Annotated in this window: 9 protein-coding genes; 6 read left to right on the forward strand and 3 right to left on the reverse strand. The window is 57.9% G+C overall.

What is annotated here, in order from left to right; translation table 11 throughout:
- The first annotated feature begins 10 nt into the window (after window positions 1-10).
- From ACMWLG_RS06340 to pheP, 5 genes are all read left to right on the forward strand, one after another.
- On the forward strand, window positions 11-1,585 hold the full coding sequence (locus tag ACMWLG_RS06340; protein ID WP_045400804.1) for an ABC transporter permease: 1,575 nt from the start codon (window positions 11-13) through the stop codon (window positions 1,583-1,585).
- Window position 1,586: 1 nt separating this feature from the next.
- Complete coding sequence (locus tag ACMWLG_RS06345; protein ID WP_045400806.1) at window positions 1,587-2,618, forward strand: ABC transporter ATP-binding protein; 1,032 nt, start codon at window positions 1,587-1,589, stop codon at window positions 2,616-2,618.
- A gap of 149 nt (window positions 2,619-2,767) precedes the next feature.
- On the forward strand, window positions 2,768-3,043 hold the full coding sequence (yahO, locus tag ACMWLG_RS06350; RefSeq protein ID WP_023310654.1) for a DUF1471 family periplasmic protein YahO: 276 nt from the start codon (window positions 2,768-2,770) through the stop codon (window positions 3,041-3,043).
- A 185-nt stretch (window positions 3,044-3,228) separates the two neighbouring features.
- Complete coding sequence (locus ACMWLG_RS06355) at window positions 3,229-5,412, forward strand: TonB-dependent receptor (protein ID WP_045400809.1); 2,184 nt, start codon at window positions 3,229-3,231, stop codon at window positions 5,410-5,412.
- 103 nt (window positions 5,413-5,515) lie between these two features.
- Entirely contained in the window at window positions 5,516-6,904 is a 1,389-nt protein-coding gene (pheP, locus tag ACMWLG_RS06360; protein WP_045400812.1) for a phenylalanine transporter, read from the forward strand.
- Between the two features lie 88 nt (window positions 6,905-6,992).
- Here pheP and ACMWLG_RS06365 read toward each other — a convergent pair whose 3' ends face one another.
- Window positions 6,993-8,234: a mechanosensitive ion channel family protein gene (locus tag ACMWLG_RS06365; RefSeq protein WP_033144837.1), complete on the reverse strand. Its 1,242-nt coding sequence runs from the start codon at window positions 8,232-8,234 to the stop codon at window positions 6,993-6,995.
- A gap of 65 nt (window positions 8,235-8,299) precedes the next feature.
- Entirely contained in the window at window positions 8,300-9,736 is a 1,437-nt protein-coding gene (locus tag ACMWLG_RS06370) for an MFS transporter (protein WP_045400815.1), read from the reverse strand.
- Window positions 9,737-9,843: 107 nt separating this feature from the next.
- Between ACMWLG_RS06370 and ACMWLG_RS06375 the strand changes: the two genes are divergently transcribed.
- Entirely contained in the window at window positions 9,844-10,716 is an 873-nt protein-coding gene (locus ACMWLG_RS06375; protein WP_045400818.1) for a helix-turn-helix transcriptional regulator, read from the forward strand.
- 36 nt (window positions 10,717-10,752) lie between these two features.
- Here the strand turns inward: ACMWLG_RS06375 and ACMWLG_RS06380 are convergent, their stop codons facing one another.
- Window positions 10,753-12,417: a ShlB/FhaC/HecB family hemolysin secretion/activation protein gene (locus ACMWLG_RS06380; RefSeq protein WP_080298634.1), complete on the reverse strand. Its 1,665-nt coding sequence runs from the start codon at window positions 12,415-12,417 to the stop codon at window positions 10,753-10,755.
- Between the last annotated feature and the right edge of the window lie 45 nt (window positions 12,418-12,462).

Raw genomic sequence — 12,462 nt, forward strand, 5'->3', positions numbered from 1 at the left:
TGAACGTCTTATGTCTGGTCTGAGTCTCGACATCGGAAAAAACAGAGTGCAGGAGCCTGCCCGCAGGCGTCCTGCACTGCCGATGGTGGCGTTAGCTGTGTTGTTTTCATTAATGGCGCTTCTGCCTCTGGGTTTTATCATTGCCATTGGCATTGAGACCGGCTGGGAAACCATTAAGGCGCTGGTGTTTCGCCAGCGTGTTGCTGAGCTGCTCAGCAACACGCTGTGGCTGACGGCTTTAGCGGTTCCGCTGTGTATCGTGACGGGCGTGGCAATCGCCTGGCTCACGGAGCGCACGCAGCTTGCCGGGCGAGGGATCTGGTCCGCACTGGCGGTCGCCCCGCTGGCGATCCCCGCGTTTGTGCAAAGCTATGCCTGGGTGAGCGCTGTCCCGTCCATGCACGGGCTCTCCGCGGGCGTGTTCCTCTCCGTACTTGCCTACTATCCGTTTATCTATATGCCGGTTGCGGCGGTGCTGCGTCGCCTTGACCCGACGCTTGAAGATGTCGCCGCTTCGCTGGGTACGCCGCCGTGGCGGGTCTTTTTCCGCGTGGTGCTGCCCCAGCTCAAGCTGGCTATCTGCGGCGGCGCGCTGCTGGTGGCGCTGCACCTGCTGGCGGAATATGGCCTGTACGTGATGATCCGCTTTGATACCTTCACCACGGCAATTTATGACCAGTTCCAGTCTACCTTCAGCGGCCCGGCGGCGAACATGCTGGCGGGCGTGCTGGCCTTGTGCTGTCTGGCTATATTAATGCTGGAGGGCGTGACGCGCGGAAAAGCACGCTACGCGCGCATTGGCGCCGGGGCAGCGCGTGAACAGAAACGCTGGCCGCTTACGCCTGCGGCTGCCGCGCTGGGCCAGCTGTTCTTCATCGTGCTAATCGTTCTGGCGCTGGGCGTGCCGCTAGTTGTCCTGTGTCGCTGGATTTGGCTCGGCGGCGTACAAAACTGGATGAGTGCCGATCTCTGGCATTCGCTGCGCCAGACGCTGATGCTCGGCGTGGGCGGTGCGCTTCTGACGACCGCGTGCGTGATCCCCATCGCGTGGCTGGGTATCCGCTATCCGCACCGCATCTTCCGGATGCTTGAAGGGTGCATCTATATCACCAGCTCGCTGCCGGGCATCGTCACGGCGCTGGCGCTGGTCACCGTCACCATTCATTACGCCCGTCCCATTTACCAGACGGAAATTACCCTGTTCCTTGCCTACCTGCTGATGTTTATGCCCCGCGCGCTCATCAACCTGCGGGCGGGGATTGCGCAGGCGCCGGTTGAGCTGGAAAACGTGGCGCGCAGCCTGGGCAGCACGCCCGCGAAGGCGCTCTGGAGCGTGACGATGCGGCTGGCCGCGCCGGGCGCGGCGGCGGGTGCCGCGCTGGTTTTCCTCGGCGTCAGCAACGAGTTGACCGCCACGCTGCTGCTCTCTCCGCTGGGCACGCGCACGCTCTCCACCGGATTCTGGGCGCTGACCAGTGAAATTGACTATATTGCCGCCGCGCCTTACGCGATGCTGATGATCCTAATTTCACTCCCGCTGACCGCCATTCTCTATATGCAGTCGAAAAAAATTGCAGGGCTATGACATGCTTGAATTAACCGCCATTTCTAAATCGTTTTCTGATGTGCAGGTGCTCGACAGCTTAAACCTGAGCGTGGCGCCGGGGAGCAGGACGGCGATTGTCGGGCCGTCCGGGTCGGGGAAAACCACGCTGCTGCGTATTCTTGCCGGGTTCGAAACGCCTGACACCGGGCGCATTGTCATGCAGGGGAGAACGCTGTTCGATGAAAACAGTTTTGTTCCCGCCCACCTGCGCCGGATCGGTTTTGTGCCTCAGGAGGGCGCGCTGTTCCCGCACCTCAACGTGGCAGACAACATTGCATGGGGGCTGGACGGCACCCGCCATGAGAAGCGCCAGCGCGTTGCGGCGCTGATGGAGATGGTTTCTCTGGACAGGCAGCTCGCAACGCACTGGCCCCACGAGATTTCCGGCGGACAGCAGCAGCGCGTGGCCCTTGCCCGTGCGCTGGCCCAGCGGCCTTCACTGATGCTGCTGGATGAACCGTTCTCGGCTCTGGATACCGGCCTGCGCGCCACGACGCGTAAGGCAACGGCCGATCTGCTGGCCGAAGCGGGCGTGGCCTCGATTCTGGTCACCCACGATCAGAACGAAGCGTTGTCCTTTGCCACGCAGGTTGCCGTCATGCGCTCCGGGCGCTTCACGCAGGTCGGTACGCCTTATGACGTTTACACCCGTCCCGTTGACGAAGAGACGGCGCTGTTTCTTGGCGATGCCGTGATCCTGCCTGCTCAGCTCGCTGCCGGGTATGCCGTGTGCGCGCTGGGTGAAGTGCCGACGGACAACGCGCATGCGACAGGACAGGGCAGGGTAATGATGCGCCCTGAACAATTACGCGTGACGGCATGTGCAGCGCATGAAAGTCCGATCTCGATTCTCGACGTGGACTTCACCGGCCAGCTGTCGACGCTCACCCTGGGATTGGCCGGACAGCAGCAGCCGGTGATTCTGAAGACCGTAAGCCAGCCAGGATGGAACCCGGGCACGGCGGTACGCGTTGATATTGCTGGCACCGCGCGGGTATTCGAATATTCTTAATATTCGTTAGTAATTTCATGCAACGGGTTGTTATAAAAGATTTTTCCCGAACGTATGGCAATTCCTGAGATTCTCTACCATGCTCATAAAACCTCACCACACTGCGTGAGGTTTTTCGTAATTGCTGATTAATCTCAAGGAAAAAGGTTATGAAAAAGACGACTGCTATTTTGTTGGGAACGGCGTTACTGTTTACGACCAATGCTTTTGCTGCACAGCTACTTACTAAAAGCGAGTTCAAAAAAGTTGCATCTCAATATAAAAAAATCGGTACGGTAAACACCTCGAATGAAGTTTCGGTGGATGATGCGAAAAAAGAACTGATTGAGAAAGCCGATAAGAAAGGCGCGGATGTTCTGGTGCTCACGTCAGGGAACACCAACAATAAAATTCACGGCACGGCCAATATCTACAAGAAAAAATAACGTCATTGCAGCCACCCCCGAAGCGGGGTGGCCGTTCCCCCTCTTATCTCGCCAATTCTCCTCATGAACGCGGTTACGCTTGCCAATGCATGGATAATGCGTATAGTTCTCATTTGCATTGCATTCAACATATTCTAAGGCCCGACAACGGGTCATTTTTGCGCGCACTTTAAAATGAGTTAACGATGAACAACACCATCATGCACAAAACGCTGCTGGCGCTCGCCGTTGGCGCGGCGACACATTCCGCCATTGCGGCGGACGATCAAAAAGAGGACACCCTCGTTGTCCAGGCTGCACCAGCCAGCGATTTCAAACCCGGCGGCGACCAGCTGGTACCGGCCTTCCTTGACGGACAGGTGGCGAACGGCGGGCGCATGGGGATGCTGGGCCAGCAGAACGCCATGGACGTGCCGTTCAACATCATCAGCTACACCTCGAAGCTGGTGGAAGATCAGCAGGCGAAAACCATTGCCGATGTCGTCGCGAACGACGCGGGGGTGCAGTTCGTTCAGGGGTTCGGCAACAGCGCGGAGACCTACCGCATCCGCGGCCTGAAGTTCGACGGCGACGACATGACATTTGGCGGTCTGTCCGGCGTGCTGCCGCGCCAGGTGGTGGATACCCAGATGGTTGACCGCATCGAGATCTTCAAAGGGGCCAACTCGCTGATGAACGGCGCGGCAAGCTCCGGCGTGGGCGGGATGATCAACCTTGAGCCAAAACACGCGGGCGAACTCCCGCAGGCCAAAGTCGGCGTGGACTACACCTCGGATTCCCAGATTGGAACTACGCTTGATGCGGGCCGTCGCTACGGCGACAGCGACCAGTTCGGCGCGCGGGTGAACCTGGTTCATCGCGAAGGGGAAACCGGCATACCGAATGACCGCCGCCGCACCACGCTGCTCTCTACGGGCCTGGATTACGCTGGCGACCGCTTCCGCACCTCGCTGGATCTGGGCTATCAGAAGAAAACCTTCCATGGCAGCCCGACCAGCGTCAATATTTCTGCGGTGGATTTCGTTCCCGAGCCGCCGAAAAACGATCGTAACTTCTCGCAGAAGTGGGCCTACAGCAATATCGAAAACGAATTTGGGATGTGGCGCAGCGAGTACGACATCACCGACGGCTGGACGGCCTATACCGGTCTTGGCGCGCAGCACGCGCACGAGGAAGGCATCTACAGCGCGCCGAAGCTGGTGGATAAAAGCGGCAAGGCAACGGTCAGCCGTCTTGATACCAACCGCATCAGCGATTCCGTCAGCGGCATGGCGGGCGTTCGCGGTAACTTCACTACGGGCTTCGTCTCGCACAAGGTCAACGTTGGCTATTCGGCGATGACCAAAAACGAAAAAATCGCGTGGAAAATGTCGGCGGCGAAGGATAATCCGACCACCAACATCTACCACAACACCGGCGTCGATATGCCGGACAGCACCAACCTGAACGGCTCTGGCGGGAAGTACAGCGATCCGCTGACCAGCGGGCGCACGCGTACCCAGGGCTGGCTGCTTAGCGATACGCTGGGCGTGCTGGACGACAAGCTGCTGTTCACCGCAGGCGCCCGCCATCAGAAAGTGGTCGTTCGCGGATATAACAAAGTTACCGGTGCGGAAAACGCGGCGGACGGCTTCGACGGCAGCCGCTGGATGCCCACCTACGGCGTGGTCTACAAGCCGTGGGAGGAGATTTCCCTCTATGCAAACCACACCGAAGCGCTGCAGCCGGGCAAAACTGCACCTAACACCGCCACCAACTACGGCCAGAGCACCGGTATCGTTCACTCTAAGCAGAACGAAGTGGGCGTGAAGGCGGACTTCGGCCGCGTGGGCGGATCGCTTGCGCTGTTTGAGATCAAAATGCCGTCGGCGATCCTCGACGACAGCGGCCATTACGGCCTGGATGCCGAGCAGCGAAACCGTGGCGTGGAGCTGAACGTCTTCGGCGAGCCCGCGCTGGGGATGCGCCTGAACGCCAGCGCCACCTGGCTGCAGGCCGAGCTGACCAAAACCAAAAATGGCGTGAATCAGGGTAACGATGCGATCGGGATTCCGAACTTTTACGCCGTGCTGGGTGCAGAGTACGATATCAAGCCGGTTGACGGCCTGACCGCCACCGCCCGCGTGAACCATTCCGGCGCGCAGTACGCTGACCTGGCAAACACCAAAAAGCTGGACAGCTACACCACGCTGGATCTGGGAGTGCGCTATCGCTTCGCGGTGAACCGCAATGAAAACCAGATGACGGTTCGCGCGGGCATCGACAACGTCACCAATGAAAACTACTGGGCCAGCGTGGACGATTCCGGTACCTATATTACGCAGGGCGAACCGCGCACCTTTAAGGTCTCGGTTGGCTACGCGTTTTAAGCGTTCCATCTCGTTATCCGGGGCAGGGATGCCCCAATCCCTTGCTACCTCCAGCATGAAGTGTTAAAACGTGCCCCTTCTAAAAAAGAGACAGGGGTAGGACGTGAAAGACGCGTCATCCGCTTCAGGCCATGGTAGCGCTGAAGCCTCGTCGGATCAGAATCCGACGCTGCAACGTGGTTTGCAAAATCGACATATTCAGTTAATTGCCCTTGGCGGCGCGATCGGTACCGGGCTGTTTCTCGGCATCGGCCCCGCTATTCAGATGGCTGGTCCGGCGGTGCTGCTGGGTTACGGTATCGCCGGGATTATCGCCTTCCTGATCATGCGCCAGCTTGGCGAGATGGTTGTTGAAGAGCCGGTTTCAGGCTCCTTCGCGCACTTTGCTTATAAATACTGGGGCCCGTTTGCAGGCTTCCTCTCCGGCTGGAACTACTGGGTGATGTTCGTGCTGGTGGGGATGGCAGAGCTGACCGCCGCAGGCATTTACATGCAGTACTGGCTGCCGGACGTCCCGACGTGGATCTGGGCGGCGGCCTTCTTCATCATTATTAACGCCGTTAACCTCGTCAACGTGCGCCTGTATGGCGAAACCGAGTTCTGGTTTGCGCTGATCAAGGTGCTGGCGATTATCGGGATGATCGGCTTTGGCCTGTGGCTGCTGTTCTCCGGCCACGGCGGCGAGCGCGCCACGATCGACAACCTGTGGCAGCACGGCGGCTTCCTCGCCACCGGCTGGAAAGGGCTGATTCTCTCCCTGGCGGTGATCATGTTCTCCTTCGGAGGATTAGAGCTGATTGGCATTACCGCCGCGGAAGCACGCGACCCGCATAAAAGCATTCCAAAAGCGGTCAACCAGGTGGTGTACCGGATTCTGCTGTTCTACATCGGCTCGCTGGTGGTGCTGCTGGCGCTCTATCCGTGGGTGGAAGTGAAGTCCGACAGCAGCCCGTTCGTGATGATTTTCCACGATCTGAACAGCAACGTGGTGGCCTCGGCGCTGAACTTCGTCATTCTGGTGGCGTCTCTGTCGGTCTATAACAGCGGCGTTTACTCCAACAGCCGCATGCTGTTCGGCCTCTCCGTGCAGGGCAACGCGCCGAAGTTCCTCACCCGCGTCAGCCGTCGCGGCGTGCCGGTGAATTCCTTGTTCCTTTCTGGTGCTATCACCTCGCTGGTGGTGCTGATTAACTATCTGCTGCCGAAAGAGGCCTTTGGCCTGCTGATGGCGCTGGTTGTCGCTACGCTGCTGCTGAACTGGATCATGATTTGCCTGGCGCACCTGCGCTTTCGCGCCGCGATGCGCCGCAAGGGACGCGATACGCAGTTCAAAGCGCTGCTCTATCCGGCGGGGAACTATATCTGTATCGCTTTCCTGGGGCTGATTCTGGTGCTGATGTGCACCATGGATGAGATGCGCCTTTCGGCGATGCTGCTGCCGGTGTGGGTTATCTTCCTCTTTGTGGCGTTTAAGCTTTCCCGCAAAAAGTAGCGCGGTTTTCTCCCTCTCCCTCTCCCTGTGGGTGAGGGCCGGGGTGAGGGCACCAGACTGCACCTGCCTTCACGCCCGGCAACCCACCTTACCGATGCTGTAGGGTCAACGAGCGAATATCGTTCCCGGTCGGGGACTGGTGAATACGCAGCCCAAATTCATCCACCACCGCGAAAATATGGTCGAAGATGTCGGCCTGAATCTCCTCATATTCTGCCCAGACCACCGTGTTGGTGAAGGCGTATATTTCAATCGGCAAACCATTCGCATCAGGCGCTAGCTGGCGCACCATCAGCGTCATATCTTTGCGAATACGCGGATGGTTGCGCAGATATTCATTCAGGTAGGCGCGGAAGGTACCAATATTGGTCATCTTACGCAGATTTAATACCGACTCCCCTTCACCGTTCTTCTGATTCCACAGACTAATTTCCTCATGTCGCGCGGCCAGATAGGGCTTCAGCAGCTTCGCCTGAATGAGTTTCTGCTGTTCCTGCTCGTCGAGAAAATGAATGCTGGTGGTATCAATATTCAGGCTGCGCTTAATGCGTCGCCCGCCGGAGGCCGACATGCCGCTCCAGTTGATAAAGGCGTCGGAGACCAGGGCCCACGTCGGAATGGTTGTAATCGTATTATCGAAGTTGCGTACTTTAACGGTGGTCAGACCGATGTCCGTCACCGTGCCGTTGGCACCGTATTTCGGCATCTCCAGCCAGTCGCCGAGCTTGAGCATATCGTTGGCGGAAAGCTGAATCCCCGCCACAAGACCGAGTATCGGGTCTTTAAACACCAGCATCAGAACGGCGGCCATGGCGCCCAGACCGCTGATCAGAATCGCCGGGGACTGGCCGATCAGCAGAGAGATAATCAGTATCCCCACCAGGATGGCGCTCACCAGCTTGATGCCCTGGAAGATCCCCTTCAGCGGCAGCTGTGATGCGGTGGCCATTTTCTGCGACAGATTAAAAATCACGTCCAGCAGCGAGAAGAAGGAGAGCAGGGCATACACCATGACCCACAGCTTTGCGCATGTCGTGAGAATTTCCGCCGCTTCGCTGCCTTTTTGCAGCCACAGCACCGCCTGAACGTTGACGATTATCCCCTGAAGGGTGAAGGCCAGACGGTGAAATAATTTATTCTGGGTGATGATCTGCAGCCACAAATGGCTGCTGGCCTGCGCGCGTTTTTCGAAAGCGCGAAGCACCACTTTGTGCAGAATAAAATGAACGATGATGGCGGTAAGAAAAATAATACCAAAGATAATCACTAAAGAGGTGGTGTGATTAATTTCAATGCCTAACTCTTCAACCTGAGCAATTAATTCCTGCATAACGTCTCCTGTATTGATGCAGCCCCATAATGGCGGCTGCGGATCTATTATGCAAATTCACGGGCTTATTTGGTGGCCTGCCAGACCTTTACCACCGGCAGGCACAGGCGATGGCGGATGCACAGCGTCGCCAGGGCGAGCACCACCATCATCGCCGTTTCCACCATCAGGAAGACGTTCACCGCCTGGGTGTAATCCCCGTGATGGTTCTGCAGCGCGTGGAGCAAAATCGCGCCGAAAATGGCCGGGCCAAGCCCCAGCGCGGCCTGCTGCAGCGTGCTGAGAATGGCGCTCGCGGCTCCCGCGTCGTCAGGCTGAATATCGCGCATCCCGATGCGGTAGAAGCTGTTCACGATCAGCGCCTGCCCGTAGCCGACCAGCCCGGTCGCGGGCGCCAGCGTCAGGGCAGTATTCTCCATTCCCCAGACGCGGAACGTGGCGATCAGCGCCAGCAGGCCGGCAATCTGGATCGCCAGACCGGTCAGCAGAATGGTACTGGTGCTGTAGCGAGCAATCAGCCTCGGCGCGAACCACGCCGAAATAAAGTAGGTTACGCCCAGCGCGATAAAACTGTTTCCGGACTGCCACGGTGCCATCCCCAGACCGGTTTGCATGGTGAGCGCCATACAGAACATAAACCCGGACCAGACGCTGAAAAAGAGCATCGCAATCAGAATGCCAAAGCGAACGCTGCGAAGCTGCAGCAGGCGCGGCGGGATCAGCGGGTGGGCATTCTCACGCTCCTTTTTGCGCGCATTCAGCGCCGTCAGCCAGCCCAGCGGAATAATGGCGAGAAGCATAACCTTCAGCGGCCACGACCAGTGCCACTGTGGGCCGAGCGCCATCGGGAACAGCAGGCAGCAAAGAATGATCGCCAGCAGCAGGGTGCCCGGCCAGTCGATGCGTGACGGCGTCTCGCGACGGGTTTCCGGTACGAAATGGCGGCTCAGCGCCAGCACCACCAGACAGATCGGCACGTTGATAAAGAAGGCGTTACGCCAGCCCAGCCCGGCGATATCCGCCGACACCAGCCAGCCGCCGCCCATTTGCCCGACGATAAACGCAATCCCACCGATGCCGCCAAACAGGCTGATGGCCTTAGCGTGCGCCGTACCTTTCAGCGTCACGTGCAGCGTGGCAAGAATTTGCGGCACGATCAGTGCGGCTCCCGCCCCCTGAACGATGCGCGCGGCCAGCAGCTGTTCAATGTTCCCCGCCATCCCGCAGAGCAGCGAGGCCAGGCCAAAGCTCGCGACGCCCCACATGAACAGACGCCGACGGCCAAAGTTATCCCCCAGCTTGCTGCCTAGCGCGAGGCAGACGGCGAAGGCCACGCCGTAGAGGGCGACAATCAGCTCCAGCTCGGTGGCGGTGGCGTTCAGCGAATGGGTGATGGCGTCCAGCGCGACGTTGGTGATTGAGGTATCAATCATCGGCAGCATCTGGCCGGTTAGCAGCAATATCAGGCCAGCGCGGCCCGGTGAAACAACTGACGTATTCATGGTAACTCCATTGCGTCATTCAACAGATGGTCGTAGCATCAACCATCTGATAAACGGGTACCAGTTCTTGCTTATACTGGTACTGGCACTACCATGCAGGGGGATTTATGGCCTTGATGTCTGAACCCGTCGTCTCACTTCAGGATGACACCCGAAAACAGCTGGGGGCATTTTTGCGCGCACGACGTGAAAGCCTCGATCCGCAGCGTCTCGGCCTGCCGCGCAGCGGTCGCCGCCGCACGCCGGGTCTGCGCCGGGAAGAGGTGGCGATGCTCGCGGACGTGGGCGTGACCTGGTACACCTGGCTGGAGCAGGGCAGGGACGTCAATCCGTCCAGCGCGGTGATGGCCGCTGTGGCAAAAGCGCTGCAGTGCACCCCTACCGAGGCCCGACACCTGTTTCTGTTAGCGGGGTTACCGCCGGGCGAAGCGCCGCAGGCGGTCTGCTGCGAGGGCATCAGCGAAGGCACGCGCCGCCTGCTGGATACGCTGATGCCGAAACCCGCCAGCATTCAGAAACCGAACTTCGATATCGTGGCCTGGAACGACAGCTTCGGGCATCTGATGGGCGTCGATTTCAATGACATTCCTCCCGAAGACCGCAACTGTATTTATTTGTTCCTCACGCATCCTGCGTGGCGCGCGCGCCTCGGCAGGCGCGACGACGTGCTGCCCATCTTTGTCTCCTATTTCCGGGCGGCGATGGCCGAACACCGGGGCGACCCGCTGTGGGAGGCCAAACTGGCGCGCTTCTTTGCGGTATCCGAAGAGTTTAAAACCCTGTGGCACCAGCGCAACGACGTGCGCGGCGTGGAGAACCAGCTCAAGCTGTTTACCCATCCCGAGCTGGGGGATTTTACGCTGCAGCAGATGTACTGGTATTCCGCGCCGCGAAACGGCTCGCGGCTGCTGGTGTATCTCCCGGTGGATGAAGCGGGGGAGCGGGCGATGGCGTGGCTGGCAGAGAAAAGTCGGTCATAATACTCATCGCCCGAGGGGGACTATTTCACTGTGCTCTTAGTACTGCCATTGTACCGAAAACCCAAGCGTGACGGGACTGGTATGCATCTCATCCGGTTTTACCAATGGCACACCTGCAAAAAGGTCATATCCCACGTGTCCTTTCACCCCGCGCACGCCTGCGGCCGCACCGAGAATGTGGGCCCCGCTCCAGTAATCATTTTCTGAGCCGCTGACTTCGCCGTAGTCTGCGCCAATATACGGCTGCATTCCCCATACCGGCAGATTCAGATTGATATCATTACGTAGATACCAGCCTTTGTCGGCATACAATGAGGACTCTCCGTCAAAGCCGCGTACCGTCCAGCGGTTGCCGATGGTGAACTTATCGGGCTGGGTAAGCCTGTCCGGAGTGGTCTGTTGTTTGAAATGCGGTTCATAGCTGAGGGCGAACTTGCCCAGTTTGAAAGGGAAACTACCGTCTGCGCTCAGCGTAATGATGCGCGCCTGCGCGTCGGCATTGCCCACTACCTCTTCAGCATCGGCTTCTTCACCAAACCACGGTGCGGCATGTTGATAACCTAAGCTTGCCGTAAGTTGACCAAATGGAAGATAGGCTAAGTGTTCCAGGCTAAGCAGCCAACTGCTGGTGTCCCGGTGCTGAACCTCCACTTCCATGTCGTTAAGATCGTAGCGGGTATCACGCTTGATCCCTTTAAAGCCCAGCGTGGTTTTCTGGCTCGCGCTGCGGTAAACCACGCGGTTAAGCGCGGCGGTCATTAACTTTTGATCGCTACTGTACCGGTAATCAAAATCACCGCTATGGATAGTCTGCGTCGTTCTGTACTGGCTGGCATAAAGTTCCAGCGCCCAGTATCCCCAGGGAACGGAGTAAAACGCCGAGGTATTATCGTTACGCTTGCCGTTTTCATTTTTGAAACCGCCGCCATACGCTACATAAAACATATCGTTGAGCGAGGTGGGGTTATCCAAATACAGTACCAGTCCGCCCTGATACCGTCCGGTATATTTACTACCAGAATCATCAAACCAGCTGCCCAGTCGCCAGACTTTACGCTGGTCGCGCTTGATCTCTACGCGGCTATCGCCGGGATTTTCCCCCGGCACCAGACGAATACTCGCCTGCGAACCGGGAATACGCTGCAGGTTTTCCAGCCCCTGTTCCAGACCGCGTAAATCGAGGAGGTCGCCCGCCCCTTGCGGGACGTTATTCCAGCGATGAACGGGGAGCCCACTTTGATCCTGAATAATGACATCACTGACACGTCCAGGCAGAATTCGCAGGGTTAACGTTCCCTTAAGCAAATTTTGCTCCGGTATTAATACACGGGTAGTAATAAATCCGTGGGATATTAATCGATTCTGCACGGCTGTATATATGGCTTTAATTCCTTTCACGCCGATACAGTTATTCTCAGCCTGACGAATAAAATCGCGAAAGGTGAGCCAGTTTGGAAGCGACTCCGTATTGTCGATCCTCACATGGAGAATGTCGTAGCAAACAGACTCTTTCGGAAGAACAAGAGCGTCGCCATGAGATGTGCTTTCAGCTGTAAGCAGCAGCTTACCCGGAGGGGCGAGTTGTTCGTGTCGGGCTTGGTCCTGCTGCTGTATTGTTGCTGGTTCGGCATGAAGTAGAGAGGATTGCATTAAGCATAAGGACAAAAAAAGGAAGCTGAGAGCCGCTTGATAAATTTTCATTATAATTTAAAATTTCCGGAAATACCCATCACAGAAACATAGTTT

The sequence above is a fragment of the Enterobacter sp. 01-M-02-SI-ECC genome (genome assembly GCF_047530595.1).
Taxonomy (GTDB): Bacteria; Pseudomonadota; Gammaproteobacteria; order Enterobacterales; family Enterobacteriaceae; genus Enterobacter; species Enterobacter cloacae_M.